12 protein-coding genes and 1 riboswitch are annotated in these 14,169 nt (G+C 42.0%); of the genes, 11 read left to right on the top strand and 1 reads right to left on the bottom strand.

Annotation, left to right across the window (positions count from 1 at the left end; translation table 11 throughout):
• Positions 1–7: 7 nt before the first annotated feature.
• Positions 8–952 carry a magnesium transporter CorA family protein gene (locus HT720_RS05905; RefSeq protein WP_000815623.1) on the bottom strand — a complete coding sequence of 315 codons (945 nt, stop codon included), beginning with the start codon at positions 950–952 and terminating at the stop codon, positions 8–10.
• Positions 953–1,083: 131 nt separating this feature from the next.
• Here HT720_RS05905 and uvrA point away from each other — a divergent pair, with 131 nt between their 5' ends.
• The 11 genes from uvrA to cls all read left to right on the top strand — a co-directional run bounded on the left by uvrA (position 1,084) and on the right by cls (position 14,091).
• Complete coding sequence (gene uvrA / locus HT720_RS05910; protein ID WP_173274960.1) at positions 1,084–3,915, top strand: excinuclease ABC subunit UvrA; 2,832 nt, start codon at positions 1,084–1,086, stop codon at positions 3,913–3,915.
• The gene (locus HT720_RS05915) at positions 3,908–4,969 is read left to right on the top strand and encodes a Xaa-Pro peptidase family protein (protein WP_061758925.1); all 1,062 of its coding nucleotides are present in this window, start codon (positions 3,908–3,910) and stop codon (positions 4,967–4,969) included. Before uvrA ends, HT720_RS05915 begins: the two co-directional genes overlap by 8 nt.
• A 57-nt stretch (positions 4,970–5,026) precedes the next feature.
• Positions 5,027–5,178: riboswitch (M-box (ykoK) riboswitch) on the top strand.
• A 194-nt stretch (positions 5,179–5,372) separates the two neighbouring features.
• Positions 5,373–8,033, top strand: coding sequence for a magnesium-translocating P-type ATPase (gene mgtA / locus HT720_RS05920; protein WP_173274961.1), 2,661 nt, complete (start codon positions 5,373–5,375; stop codon positions 8,031–8,033).
• A gap of 135 nt (positions 8,034–8,168) precedes the next feature.
• Complete coding sequence (spx, locus tag HT720_RS05925) at positions 8,169–8,567, top strand: transcriptional regulator Spx (protein WP_000591165.1); 399 nt, start codon at positions 8,169–8,171, stop codon at positions 8,565–8,567.
• A gap of 65 nt (positions 8,568–8,632) precedes the next feature.
• The gene (locus tag HT720_RS05930) at positions 8,633–9,202 is read left to right on the top strand and encodes an SP0191 family lipoprotein (RefSeq protein WP_004269739.1); all 570 of its coding nucleotides are present in this window, start codon (positions 8,633–8,635) and stop codon (positions 9,200–9,202) included.
• Between the two features lie 86 nt (positions 9,203–9,288).
• On the top strand, positions 9,289–9,555 hold the full coding sequence (locus HT720_RS05935) for an IreB family regulatory phosphoprotein (RefSeq protein ID WP_000507059.1): 267 nt from the start codon (positions 9,289–9,291) through the stop codon (positions 9,553–9,555).
• A 3-nt stretch (positions 9,556–9,558) separates the two neighbouring features.
• On the top strand, positions 9,559–9,978 hold the full coding sequence (gene ruvX / locus HT720_RS05940; protein WP_004239076.1) for a Holliday junction resolvase RuvX: 420 nt from the start codon (positions 9,559–9,561) through the stop codon (positions 9,976–9,978).
• A 15-nt stretch (positions 9,979–9,993) separates the two neighbouring features.
• Entirely contained in the window at positions 9,994–10,299 is a 306-nt protein-coding gene (locus HT720_RS05945) for a DUF1292 domain-containing protein (protein WP_000017620.1), read from the top strand.
• A 305-nt stretch (positions 10,300–10,604) separates the two neighbouring features.
• On the top strand, positions 10,605–11,855 hold the full coding sequence (locus HT720_RS05950; RefSeq protein WP_173274962.1) for a folylpolyglutamate synthase/dihydrofolate synthase family protein: 1,251 nt from the start codon (positions 10,605–10,607) through the stop codon (positions 11,853–11,855).
• A gap of 87 nt (positions 11,856–11,942) precedes the next feature.
• Positions 11,943–12,413 (top strand): SP_0198 family lipoprotein, encoded by a 471-nt coding sequence (locus HT720_RS05955; RefSeq protein WP_240156324.1) that lies wholly within the window; start codon positions 11,943–11,945, stop codon positions 12,411–12,413.
• Between the two features lie 145 nt (positions 12,414–12,558).
• Positions 12,559–14,091: a cardiolipin synthase gene (cls, locus tag HT720_RS05960; RefSeq protein ID WP_173274964.1), complete on the top strand. Its 1,533-nt coding sequence runs from the start codon at positions 12,559–12,561 to the stop codon at positions 14,089–14,091.
• Positions 14,092–14,169: the final 78 nt, after the last annotated feature.

Genomic DNA, 14,169 nt, shown 5'->3' on the forward strand with positions numbered 1-14,169 from the left:
ACTCCTCTTAGAACCATTTTTTATGGATGAGATAGAGAGTGAGCGAGACACTCATAGCAAAGGCGATAAAGACGATTAACCAGAAGGCATTTGGCTCTCCGTTTAGGGGGATTTCATTATCCTTAAAGTTCATCCCGTAGGCAGAGAAGACCATGGTTGGGATGGACATAACGATGGTCACAAGGGCCAAGGTTTTCATGATGTTGTTCTGGTTGTTGGAAATGATAGAGGCAAAGGTCTCTGTCATAGAATGCAAGACGTTTCCATAAATGTCTGCCATCTCGATGGCCTGTTGGGTTTCAATCAGGGTATCTTCAAGCAGGTCTTCGTCCTCAAGGTATTTCTTGATATTGCTGGTTGAGCTGGTCAATTTCTTAATCACGCGCTCATTTGTTTTGAGGGAGGCCTTGAAATAGACGATGGTTTTTTCCAATTCCATGAGCTCAATCAATTCTTCATTACGAGTTGATTGATGCAGTTGACTTTCGATTTGTTCACTCTTACGGTCAATTGAACGAAGGGCTGTTAGGTAAAGCTCTGCATTGCGATAAAGAATCTGGAAGATAAAACGCGAACGCATGAAGGTGTAGAAATTACGCAATCGACGGTTGATAAAGACATCGAGGACTGGTAGAGGTTCCAAACACGTAGTGATAATGGTTTCCTCAGTGATGATAATACCAAGCGGGATGGTGACGTAGTAGGTGCGGTTATTTCTTTCTTCTGTGACCGGCACGTCAACGATAATCAGGGTATACTCGTCTTCAATCGTAATACGAGACATTTCTTCCGCATCGAGCGGTGCTCGAAGGTCGGCAATATCGATATCGAAGGCGTTAGCGATTTCGAGTGATTCATTTTGAGTCGGATTGACGAGATTGATCCAAGTACCCGGTTCAAGCGTATCGATCTCTTTAAATTCAGTTGTTGTAGAGAGAAAAACTTGTTTCATATCCCTTATCCTTTCTCATTTTTCAGATTTTTTCACACCGTACTATTATACTACAAAATCGGCTTTTTGGGTAATAGAATCTCACTTTTTTTGGTATAATGGTAAGCAATAATGGACTAGAAAGAACAAAGATGCAAGATAAAATTGTCATTCATGGGGCGCGTGCCCATAATTTAAAAAATATTGATGTGGAGATTCCGCGAGACAAGCTGGTTGTCGTGACAGGCTTGTCAGGTTCAGGGAAATCCAGTCTGGCCTTTGATACCCTCTATGCGGAGGGACAACGTCGCTATGTGGAGAGTTTGTCAGCCTACGCTCGTCAGTTTTTGGGAAATATGGAGAAGCCTGATGTGGATGCTATTGATGGTCTCAGCCCAGCTATTTCCATCGACCAGAAAACGACTAGTAAAAATCCGCGCTCGACGGTGGGAACAACGACTGAAATCAATGACTATCTGCGTCTCCTCTACGCGCGTGTGGGGATGCCTTACTGTATCAACGGGCATGGAGCTATCAAGGCTTCTTCTGTGGAGCAAATCGTTGATAAGGTTTTGGGGTTGCCAGAACGCCAGCGCTTGCAGATTTTGGCCCCTGTCATCCGCAAGAAAAAAGGTCGACATAAGAGTGTTATCGAGAAGGTTCAGAAAGATGGTTATGTTCGTGTCCGTGCGGATGGTGAAGTCTATGATGTGACCGAAGTGCCAGAGTTGTCTAAGAGCAGGCAACACAATATTGATGTCGTGGTTGACCGTATTGTCATCAAGGAGGGTATTCGTAGTCGTCTCTTTGATTCCATTGAGGCTGCCCTTCGTATTGCAGAAGGTTATGTCATTATCGACACTATGGACGACTCTGAGTTGTTGTTCTCTGAGCATTATGCCTGTCCAGTTTGTGGCTTTACTGTTCCAGAGTTAGAGCCACGTCTCTTCTCATTCAATGCTCCTTTTGGTTCTTGTAGTGAGTGTGATGGTTTGGGTATCAAGCTGGAGGTGGATACTGATTTGGTGGTACCAGATGCCAGCAAAACCTTACGTGAGGGAGCCTTAGCTCCTTGGAATCCTATCTCATCCAACTACTATCCAAACATGCTAGAGCAGGCTATGACAGCCTTTGGAGTGGATATGGATAAGCCTTTTGAGGACTTGTCAGAAGAGGATAAGAACTTGATTCTCTATGGATCTGATGGTAAGGAATTCCATTTCCACTATGAGAATGAATTTGGTGGCGTGCGCGATATTGACATTCCTTTTGAGGGAGTTGTTAATAATATCAAGCGTCGTTATCACGAGACAAACAGCGATTACACTCGCACCCAGATGCGTCTCTACATGAATGAGCTGACCTGCGGAACTTGTCACGGCTATCGTCTCAATGATCAGGCCTTGTCTGTCCGTGTAGGTGGTGAGCAAGGACCACATATCGGAGAAATTTCAGACCTGTCTATCGCAGACCACTTGGACTTGGTGAGCCAGCTAACCTTGTCTGAAAATGAAGCCATCATTGCTCGTCCCATTCTCAAGGAAATCAAGGATCGTTTGACCTTCCTTAATAACGTGGGTCTTAATTATCTGACTCTGTCACGTTCGGCAGGAACCCTTTCAGGTGGGGAAAGTCAGCGTATTCGTTTGGCAACTCAGATTGGTTCCAACCTATCAGGCGTCCTCTATATCCTAGACGAGCCGTCAATCGGTCTTCATCAGAGGGATAATGACCGCCTGATTGCCAGTCTGAAAAAAATGCGTGATTTAGGTAATACCCTCATAGTGGTGGAACACGACGAAGATACCATGCGTGAGGCTGATTATCTGATTGACGTTGGTCCCGGTGCCGGTGTTTTTGGTGGAGAGATTGTCGCTGCGGGTACGCCCAAGCAGGTTGCTCGCAATAGCAAGTCTATCACAGGCCAGTACTTGTCAGGTAAACGTGCCATTCCAGTACCAGAAGAGCGCCGTGTGGGAAATGGTCGTTTTATCGAAGTGACAGGTGCGCGTGAGAATAACTTGCAAAATGTCACAGCTCGCTTCCCACTAGGAAAATTTATCGCCGTTACAGGGGTATCAGGCTCAGGGAAATCAACCCTAATCAATAGCATTCTCAAAAAAGCTATTGCCCAGAAGCTTAACCGCAATTCAGACAAACCTGGTAAGTTTAAAACGATTACAGGGATTGAGCATGTCGACCGCTTGATTGACATTGACCAGAGTCCAATCGGACGAACGCCAAGGTCTAACCCAGCTACTTATACAGGAGTTTTTGACGATATACGTGACCTTTTTGCTCAAACAAATGAAGCCAAGATTCGAGGCTACAAGAAGGGGCGTTTCAGTTTCAACGTCAAGGGTGGGCGTTGTGAAGCTTGCTCAGGTGACGGGATTATCAAGATTGAGATGCACTTCTTGCCAGATGTTTATGTTGCCTGTGAAGTTTGCCACGGGACTCGTTACAACAGTGAAACCCTAGAAGTTCACTACAAGGAAAAGAATATCTCGCAGGTCTTGGATATGACCGTCAACGATGCGGTGGAATTCTTCCAACACATTCCCAAGATTCAACGCAAACTTCAGACCATCAAGGATGTGGGGCTGGGCTATGTAACGCTAGGGCAACCCGCTACGACCCTTTCTGGAGGAGAAGCTCAGCGTATGAAGTTGGCTAGCGAACTCCACAAACGCTCGACAGGAAAATCTTTCTACATTCTGGATGAGCCGACGACAGGACTCCATACAGAGGATATCGCTCGCTTGCTTAAAGTCTTGGCTCGCTTTGTAGACGATGGAAATACAGTTCTTGTCATTGAGCACAATCTGGATGTCATTAAGACAGCAGACCATATCATCGACTTGGGTCCTGAGGGCGGTGTTGGCGGTGGAACCATCATCGCAACAGGAACTCCAGAAGAAGTAGCGGCCAATGAAGCCAGCTACACAGGACACTATTTGAAAGGAAAGTTACATCATGAATAAACGTGTACAAGCATTTTTAGCTAAAATGCAAGAAAAAGAACTAGATGGCATCATCATCAATAACCTTAAAAACGTCTATTATTTGACTGGTTTTTGGGGTTCAAACGGAACAGTCTTTATCAGCCGTGATCGTCAGGTCTTGGTGACAGACTCTCGCTATATTATTGCAGCTAAGCAAGAAACCAGTGGCTTTGAGATTGTGGCAGACCGTGATGAATTGGCTGTCATTGCAGGAATTGTTAAGGACATGGGCTTGTCTCGAATTGGTTTTGAAGATGAGATTTCAGTATCTTATTACCACCGTATGCAGGCAGCCTTTGAAGGAATTGACTTGCTTCCACAAACTCAGTTTGTTGAAGGTCTTCGTATGATTAAGGATGAAGCGGAGATTGCAGCTATTCGTAAGGCTTGTTCTATCTCAGATCAAGCTTTCCGCGATGCGCTTGACTTTATTAAGCCAGGAAAGACTGAAATTGAGATTGCCAACTTCCTTGACTTCCGCATGCGTGAGTTGGGAGCATCTGGCTTGTCTTTTGACACAATTCTAGCTAGCGGTATCAACTCTTCCAAACCCCATGCCCATCCTATGCACAAACCAGTGGAGCTAGGAGAAGCCATTACCATGGACTTCGGTTGCCTTTATGATCACTATGTCAGCGATATGACCCGGACTATCTATCTGGGACATGTTAGCGACGAGCAGGCAGAGATTTACAATACGGTTTTGAAAGCCAACCAAGCTCTGATTGACCAAGCTAAGGCTGGCTTAGGTTTCCGTGACTTTGACAAAATTCCTCGTGATATTATCATCGAGGCAGGCTATGGCGACTACTTTACCCACGGTATCGGACACGGTATTGGACTGGATATCCATGAGGAACCATACTTTAGCCAGACTTCTACAGAAACTATTAAAGCAGGTATGGCTTTGACAGACGAGCCGGGTATTTATATTGAAGGCAAATATGGCGTTCGTATCGAGGATGATATTCTGATTACAGAGACAGGTTGTGAATTGTTGACCCTAGCTCCAAAAGAGTTGATAGTTATTTAAGAGTTAAACGACTCAAATGATTGACTTTTAAATTTTAAAGGTTTATACTGAAAAACGAAAACGGTAGGTGAGGCTACCATAGGGATACGGATGACTACCGCAAAGCAGTGGAGACACTACTCGTTGGTCAACAGTCCTGGTCGCGAAGGCCAAGACTAAGCTCATTACATTGCCCTATGGAGTTAAAGCTTGAACGAAAAAACAGATAACTAGTTTTTTAATCCTGCCATTTTATGGTGGGATTTTCTACTGTTTAAATCAAAGAAAGGAGATAGACGATGCAAATTGACGACCATCCGGAACCGCACATACACAGCCAATCGCTGATTTGTGTCGTTCTGCCCTTATAAAGTGATTGGTCTCTGTGTATGAAACACATCATTCATACAGATAGGAGAAACCAATGAAAACAACAAAAGAAAGATTAGCAACAGCTATTCAAGTCCCTTTAGACGAGAGTCTAACTTTTTATCATACCAGTTTAAACGGTTTGACAGAGGAACAGGTCGAACAAAATCGTAACCTCTATGGCGAAAATACCATCACAAAGGGTCAAGAAGACAGTATCCTCAAAAAGATTTACGAATCCATTATCAATCCTTTTACAATTATCTTGCTGGTCATCGCCGTGATTTCCTTGGTGACCAATGTCTGGTTGGCAAAACCAGGTCAAGAAGATCCGACAACTTCCATTATCATCGTTGTCCTAGTCCTCATTTCTGGTGGCATACGCTTTGTCCAAGAACTCCGTAGTGATAAGGCTGCGACCAATCTATCAAAAATGATTGTCAACACAGCGACTGTCATTCGTCAAGGAGAAATCCAAGAAGTACCTATCGATGATTTGGTAGTGGGTGACGTGGTTAAATTAAGTGCTGGAGACATGATTCCAGCGGATCTTCTTTTATTTGAGTCGCGCGATTTCTTTGTACAACAGTCGGGCTTGACAGGTGAAAGTGAATCGGTTGAAAAATTGGCCTTGACCAAGGCAACAGTTCAACAATCTGATAGTCTGCTAGAAGCAGAAGCGCTCGCCTTTATGGGAACCAATGTCTTGTCTGGTAGTGCCAAGGCCGTGGTTTTAGCAGTTGGTGATGATACCATGATGGGAGCCATTGAGCAGACTCTGAACACCTATGACGAGCCTACTTCGTTTGAGCGGGAGATGAATAGTATTTCGTGGCTCTTGATTCGTTTGATGTTGGTCATGGTGCCCATCGTTTTCTTGTCCAATGGTTTAACAGATGGTGACTGGCTGGAAGCTGGCGTATTTGCTTTGAGTGTTGGTGTTGGATTGACACCTGAGATGCTTCCTATGATTATCACAGCCAGTCTAGCAAAAGGCTCCATCATTATGGCCAAGGAAAAAGTGGTTATCAAGAAACTCAATGCCATACAGGACTTAGGGGCGATTGATATTTTGTGTACAGATAAGACAGGAACTCTAACCCAAGACGAAATTGTCCTTGAATATCCCTTGGACATCCACGGACGCTTGGATTTGACCGTCTTGAGACGAGCTTATCTCAATTCTTATTTTCAAACGGGCTTGAAAAATTTGATGGACAGAGCCATCATCAAACGGACTGAAAAGGAAGCCAAAGAACACACCCTCTTGCAAAATCTGGCTCAAACTTTTCAAAAAATAGATGAGCTTCCCTTTGATTTTGAACGTAGACGGATGAGTGTTATCGTTAAGGATGAACACAAAGTTGTTAGTTTGGTAACCAAGGGTGCTCTAGAGGAAATGTTGACGATTTCCAGTTATGCGGAATACCAAGGAGTGATTACTCCTTTGACAGATGTTATTAGAGAAGAAATTTTAGCAGAAGTCAGACAACTAAATCAACAAGGTTTGCGTGTCTTGGGAGTGGCCTATAAGTCAGGTTTGAGGGAAGGTCATGCCTATACAGTTGATGACGAAGGGGATATGATTCTAACTGGTTATTTAGCATTCCTAGACCCTCCTAAACCATCTGCAGCACCAGCAATTAAGGCTCTGTTAGAACATGGAGTTCAAACAAAGATTTTGACGGGAGACAACGAAAAAGTTACCCAAGCAGTCTGTGAAAAGGTTGGTTTGGATATCAATCAGATGCTGTTGGGATCTGAAATTGATCAGATGAGTGATCAAGAATTGGCCCAAGCCGTGGAGGAGGTAACCGTCTTTGCCAAACTTTCACCTGACCAAAAAGCGAGGATTATTTTGCAATTTAAGGCTAATGGTCATGCTGTAGGCTATATGGGAGATGGGATCAATGATGCTCCTTCTATGAAAGTTGCAGATGTGGGGATTTCTGTTGATACAGCAGTAGATATTGCCAAAGAAACGGCTGATGTTATCCTACTTGATAAGGATCTCATGGTGCTTGAAAAAGGACTGGTTGAAGGGCGTAAGGTCTATGCCAATATGACTAAATATATCAAAATGACAGTGAGTTCTAATTTTGGAAATATCTTATCCCTATTGGTCTCTGGAATCTTTTTGCCATTTTTACCAATGGCACCAGTTCATTTGATTATCCTAAATCTAGTCTATGATTTGTCTTGTATTGCCTTGCCTTTTGACAAGGTGGATAAAGATTTTTTGAGAAATCCGCATACCTGGGAAGCCAAGTCCATCACACGTTTCATGATTTGGATGGGACCTATCTCTTCTGCCTTTGATATTTTGACCTTTATTTTGCTTTATTTTATCATTGTACCCATGACAACAGGTCAAGTTTATGTTCATGGAGCGGAGTCTGCCGTAGGATTTATTGTCTTGTTTCAGACAGGTTGGTTTATCGAGTCCATGTGGTCACAGACCATGGTTATCCATATGCTGCGTTCAGCCAAAATTCCCTTTTTACAAAGTCGTCCAGCTTGGCTAGTCCTTGTGACAACCTTATTGGCTGCAGCCTTTGTGACCTTCCTTCCCTACAGTCCACTCGCAATCCTACTTCATCTAACTCCTTTAAAACCGATTTATTTCATCTTTTTGCTTTTCATCATTATCTTGTATATGATTAGTGTGACAATTGTGAAAAAAATCTATATCAAGAAATATAACGAATGGCTGTAAATTTCATTTTGTCAAGAAAAAAGTACGAAAATGACGAAAAAAGTTAAAAAAATTTAAAAATAGGTCGCAAGTCGGATGTTTTTTATGGTATAATAGACTAAACTGATAGTAACATGTAGCGAAAGGGGTAGGTACATGATTAAAATTTATACAGTCTCAAGTTGTACTAGCTGTAAAAAAGCAAAAACCTGGCTCAATGCCCACCAGTTAAGTTATAAAGAACAAAATCTTGGTAAAGAAGGAATTACGCGAGAAGAATTACTGGATATTCTGACAAAAACAGATAACGGAATAGCCAGCATCGTTTCGTCTAAAAATCGCTATGCCAAAGCCCTTGGAGTGGATATTGAAGATTTGAGTGTCAATGAAGTCCTCAATCTGATTATGGAAACACCGAGAATTTTAAAGAGCCCAATCCTTGTGGATGAAAAACGTCTGCAAGTTGGCTACAAGGAAGACGATATTCGTGCCTTCCTACCACGCTCTGTCCGTAATGTAGAAAATGCAGAAGCACGTTTGCGTGCAGCTCTATAAACATCAAGGCTGGGAGCAATTCCCAGTCTTATTCTATTTTAATCTCAAAAAGAAAGAAGAAAGAAATGAAAAAAATTGTTCTTGTTAGTCTAGCTTTCCTTTTTGTCCTGGTTGGTTGCGGACAGAAAAAAGAAACTGGACCAGCTACAAAAACAGAAAAGGATACGCTTCAGTCGGCATTGCCAGTTATTGAAAATGCTGAGAAGAACACAGTTGTAACAAAGACTTTGGTCTTGCCCAAGTCAGATGATGGCAGCCAGCAAACCCAAACCATTACTTATAAAGACAAGACTTTTTTGAGCCTAACCATTCAACAAAAGCGTCCAGTCTCAGATGAGTTGAAGACCTATATTGACCAACATGGTGTGGAAGAAACTCAAAAAGCTCTCCTTGAGGCGGAGGAGAAGGATGAGTCCATCATAGAAGCTCGTAAATTGGCAGGCTTTAAGCTTGAAACAAAACTATTGAGTGCAACGGAACTTCAAACAACGACTAGTTTTGATTTTCAAGTTTTGGACGTCAAAAAGGCTTCCCAGTTGGAATATTTGAAGAACATTGGTTTAGAAAATCTTTTGAAGAATGAACCAAGCAAATATATTTCAGACCGATTGGCAAATGGTGCGACAGAACAATAGAAAATCCAAATAAATAGACTGCCTGAATTGTAGAAGGTAAGGAATTATGCTATAATAGTACTATTCTAAGGAAAGAGGGTGTTAGAATGGGATTTACTGAAGAAACAGTACGTTTTAAATTGGACGATTCCAATAAAAAAGAAATTAGCGAAACTTTGACTGATGTCTATGCTTCGTTGAACGATAAGGGCTACAACCCAATTAACCAAATCGTAGGCTACGTATTGAGTGGAGACCCTGCCTACGTTCCTCGTTATAATAATGCACGAAATCAAATCCGTAAGTATGAGCGTGATGAGATCGTTGAGGAATTGGTCCGCTACTACCTTAAAGGACAAGGAGTCGATCTGTAACCTATGAGAATTATGGGATTGGACGTCGGTTCAAAAACGGTAGGGGTGGCCATTAGCGACCCGCTTGGTTTTACAGCTCAAGGACTTGAAATCATCCAAATCAATGAGGAACAAGGTCAATTTGGTTTTGACCGCGTTAAGGAGTTGGTTGATACTTACAAGGTGGAACGATTTGTAGTGGGCTTGCCTAAAAACATGAACAATACAAGCGGACCGCGCGTGGAAGCTAGTCAAGCATACGGAGCAAAGCTAGAAGAGCTTTTTGGTTTACCAGTAGACTATCAAGATGAACGCTTGACAACAGTTGCTGCGGAACGCATGTTGATTGAACAAGCAGATATCAGTCGCAATAAACGCAAGAAAGTCATTGATAAGTTAGCAGCTCAGCTGATTTTACAAAATTATTTAGATAGAAAATTTTAATATAAAGGAGAGGCTATGTCACACGATCATAACCACGACCACGAAGAACGTGAACTAATCACACTAGTAGATGAGCAAGGAAATGAAACCTTGTTTGAAATCCTTTTGACCATTGACGGAAAAGAAGAATTTGGTAAAAACTATGTTCTTCTAGTACCAGTTAACGCAGAAGAAGACGAAGACGGACAAGTTGAAATCCAAGCTTACTCATTCATCGAAAACGAAGATGGAACAGAAGGCGAATTGCAACCAATCCCCGAAGACTCAGAAGACGAATGGAACATGATTGAAGAAGTCTTCAACAGCTTTATGGAGGAGTAAAAATGTTCAGTGAACATTTTTACCCCAGTTCCTTTAAATAAGAGAGAACTGGTAAGTCCGGGGGACGTTTTTAGCCTGACGCTAAAAATAAAGACCGTAAGTAAGTCTGGGAGACTGTATCAGCCTAGCTCCTTGAAATAAGAGAGCTGGTGAATCTGGGTGGCGTTTTTAGCCCACGTTAATATCCATAGTTGCTAGTGATTAGCTAACCAGGTAAGAGGTCGGGACGAAAATCCTGACCTCATTTTTTGTTATCTACGGAATTTTGCTAGATAATTGATTAGACTTTTGTCAAGGAGATGTATATGTTTGAAGTAGAAGAATGGCTCCATAGTCGGATTGGTTTGAATTTTCGATCAGGTTTGGGCCGAATGCAACAAGCGGTGGATTTGTTGGGGAATCCCGAGAAGTCTTATCCTATTATCCACGTCACTGGGACTAATGGGAAAGGTTCTACCATTGCTTTTATGAGGGAGTTATTTATGGGGCATGGCAAAAAAGTTGCGACCTTTACCTCCCCTCATATCGTCTCTATTAATGATCGAATCTGCATTAATGGACAACCTATAGCAGACGCAGACTTTATCCGTTTAGCTGAGCAGGTCAAGGAGATGGAAAAAACGCTTCTGCAAACCCATGATCAGTTGTCCTTTTTTGAATTGCTGACCTTGATTGCTTTTCTCTACTTTAGGGAGCAAGCGGTGGATTTGGTTTTACTAGAAGTGGGAATTGGTGGTTTACTAGACACGACTAATGTGGTAACTGGAGAGCTTGCTGTCATTACTTCCATTGGACTTGACCATCAGGAGACTCTGGGTGACAGTGTAGCAGCAATTGCAGAGCAGAAAGCAGGTATTTTTAAGGCTGGTAAAAAGGCAGTGATTGCGAAATTGCCTCCAGAAGCTAGGCTTGTCTGTCAGAAAAAAGCCGAATCTTTAGCTGTTGACCTTTATCAGGCAGGTCAGGATTTTTCAATGCTGAATGGGGATTTTTCAAGTTCTTTACTAAATATTTCGCAGTTGAAAATAGGCTTAGAAGGAGCTTATCAGCAGGAAAATGCAGCCTTGGCGTTGCAAACTTTTCTTCTTTTTATGGGAGAAAGAAAGGAATCTGTTGATGAGCAGGTTGTAAGAAAGGCTTTGGAGAAGACCCATTGGGCTGGCCGTTTGGAGCGTATTTGTCCTCAGATTTACTTGGACGGTGCTCATAACCTTCCTGCCTTGACTCGCCTGGTGGAGTTTATCAAAGAAAAAGAGCAGGAAGGCTATCGTCCTCAAATCCTATTTGGAGCCTTGAAACGTAAGGATTATCAAGGGATGTTGGCTTATCTGACTGAGAATTTGCCTCAGGTGGAACTCAAGGTGACTGGTTTTGACTATCAGGGAGCTTTGGACGAAAGGGATGTGACAGGTTACGATATAGTTTCTTCTTACCGAGAATTTATCAGCAGTTTTGAAGAAAGAGCAGATACGCAGGACTTGTTATTCATTACAGGGTCTCTCTATTTTATCTCAGAAGTACGGGGCTACCTACTGGGGCATGAGCAGATGAATTGAACTCCTTTTTTGAACTTGTTATACTAGATGAATTGCTGGCTAAGGAAAATCTATTTTTCTAGCATGGCAAGAGAAAGGACATTTATTATGACATTCAAAACAGCAGCACTTTCTATTGTTTCTTTAGCGAGTGTATCTTTGCTAGTTGCTTGTTCCCAAAGAACACAACCAGTTCAACAGCCTGTGGCTAAGCAGCAGGTCCAACAACCTGCTCAACAACCTGCTCAACAGAATACCAATACTGCAAATGCGGGAAGTAATCAAAATCAAGCGGCTCCAGTACAGAACCAACCTGTTGCTCAACCGACTGATATTGATGGGACTTATACAGGCCAAGATGACGGAGACCGTATCACTTTAGTGGTCACTGGAACGACTGGTACATGGACTGAGCTCGAATCTGACGGGGATCAGAAAGTCAAACAGGTCACATTTGATGCAGCAAATCAACGCATGATTATTGGCGATGATGTCAAAATTTACACTGTAAACGGTAACCAAATCGTCGTAGACGATATGGATAGAGACCCATCGGATCAAATCGTTTTAACTAAATAAGACTATGCAAGTAAGAAGGGCTGGATTTTCCAGTCTTTTTACTTTTACCTAGAAAATAATCATAAATACTTGCCTTCTATCGAATACCTGAGTTATACTAGTATCAATTACTTGTTTTTAGCATTCAAAATATCAAGGAGGGGATATGAAATATAGAAAATTTCAATTATTGATGTCCAAGTATGGCTTTAGTCTTTCGATTATGCTACTTGAACTTTGTCTGGTTTTTGGTCTCTTTCTTTATTTAGGGCGCATGGCCCCCATTTTATGGATTACTGTCCTCATTCTACTGAGTATCATCACAATCATTTCGATAGTCAACCGTAATACGACTCCTGAGAATAAGGTAACCTGGTTATTAGTAGCCTTTGTGCCAGTATTTGGCCCCTTGCTCTATCTGATGTTTGGTGAGAGGCGATTGTCCAAAAAAGAAATCAAACAACTGAAGAAGCTAGGCTCCATGCATTTCCAAGAAGCAAATAGCCAGCTACTAAAAGAGGAATTAAAAGAAAGTGACAAGGCAGCTTATGGCGTCATCAAGTCCTTGTTGAGTATGGATACCAATGCCGATGTCTATGATCAAACTGTCTCTACATTTTTTCCTAACGGAGAAGCTATGTGGAAAAAGATGGTAGAAGATCTCAAAAAGGCTGAGAAATTTATCTTCTTGGAATATTACATTATAGAAGAAGGTTTGATGTGGAATCGTATTCTAGAAATCTTGGAGCAAAAGGTCGCTCAAGGCATTGAAGTTAAACTGCTCTATGATGATATTGGCTGTATGGCTACTTTAACAGGAGATTATGCACATCGACTTCGTCAGCTGGGCATCGAGGCCCATAAATTCAATAAAGTTATTCCTCGTTTGACAGTGGCCTATAATAACAGAGATCATAGAAAAATATTGATTATTGATGGTCAGATAGCTTATACAGGAGGCATTAACTTAGCCGATGAGTACATTAACCACGTCGAGAGATTTGGTTATTGGAAGGATAGTGGAATTCGCTTGGACGGACTAGCAGTAAAAGCCCTGACACGCTTGTTTTTAACCACTTGGTACATCAATCGAGGAGAGATTAGTGATTTTGATCAATATCATTTAGAAAATCATTCTATCCCAAGTGACGGTTTAACCATTCCATACGGAAGTGGACCCAAGCCAATTTTTCGAACGCAGGTAGGGAAAAAGGTTTATCAGAGTTTAATCAATCAAGCAACGGAATCGGTCTATATTACGACACCTTATTTGATCATAGACTATGATTTAACGGAGACAATCAAAAATGCTGCTATGAGAGGGGTCGATGTTCGAATTATCACCCCTTACATACCAGATAAGAAGTTCATTCAGTTAGTCACAAGAGGCGCTTATCCAGACCTTCTTTCTGCTGGTGTTCGAATTTATGAGTATAGTCCAGGTTTTATTCATAGTAAGCAGATGTTGGTAGACGAAGATTTTGCGGTGGTGGGGACAATCAATCTCGACTACCGAAGCTTGGTACACCATTATGAAAATGCAGTCTTACTCTATAAAACTCCTTCTATAATGGAAATCGCCCGAGATTTTCAAAATATATTTGCAGATTCTCAGGAAGTCTATCCTCATTCTATCAAAACGAGCTGGTATCAAAAACTTGTAAAAGAAATCGCCCAGTTATTCGCTCCAATCTTATAAGAAATCTAGGACTGAGGACACAAACCAGTCCTATTTTTCTTGCCTTTTACGAATAAGAAGATGTAGGAGGGACGATGC

It is taken from the genome of Streptococcus sp. 68 (genome assembly GCF_013277415.1).
Classification (GTDB): Bacteria; Bacillota; Bacilli; order Lactobacillales; family Streptococcaceae; genus Streptococcus.

Bases quoted from the DNA above. Each gene is read 5' to 3' on its own strand.
- HT720_RS05905 (WP_000815623.1), bottom strand. From the start codon at position 952: ATGAAACAAGTTTTTCTCTCTACAACAACTGAATTTAAAGAGATCGAT.
- uvrA (WP_173274960.1), top strand. From the start codon at position 1,084: ATGCAAGATAAAATTGTCATTCATGGGGCGCGTGCCCATAATTTAAAA.
- HT720_RS05915 (WP_061758925.1), top strand. From the start codon at position 3,908: ATGAATAAACGTGTACAAGCATTTTTAGCTAAAATGCAAGAAAAAGAA.
- mgtA (WP_173274961.1), top strand. From the start codon at position 5,373: ATGAAAACAACAAAAGAAAGATTAGCAACAGCTATTCAAGTCCCTTTA.
- spx (WP_000591165.1), top strand. From the start codon at position 8,169: ATGATTAAAATTTATACAGTCTCAAGTTGTACTAGCTGTAAAAAAGCA.
- HT720_RS05930 (WP_004269739.1), top strand. From the start codon at position 8,633: ATGAAAAAAATTGTTCTTGTTAGTCTAGCTTTCCTTTTTGTCCTGGTT.
- HT720_RS05935 (WP_000507059.1), top strand. From the start codon at position 9,289: ATGGGATTTACTGAAGAAACAGTACGTTTTAAATTGGACGATTCCAAT.
- ruvX (WP_004239076.1), top strand. From the start codon at position 9,559: ATGAGAATTATGGGATTGGACGTCGGTTCAAAAACGGTAGGGGTGGCC.
- HT720_RS05945 (WP_000017620.1), top strand. From the start codon at position 9,994: ATGTCACACGATCATAACCACGACCACGAAGAACGTGAACTAATCACA.
- HT720_RS05950 (WP_173274962.1), top strand. From the start codon at position 10,605: ATGTTTGAAGTAGAAGAATGGCTCCATAGTCGGATTGGTTTGAATTTT.
- HT720_RS05955 (WP_240156324.1), top strand. From the start codon at position 11,943: ATGACATTCAAAACAGCAGCACTTTCTATTGTTTCTTTAGCGAGTGTA.
- cls (WP_173274964.1), top strand. From the start codon at position 12,559: ATGAAATATAGAAAATTTCAATTATTGATGTCCAAGTATGGCTTTAGT.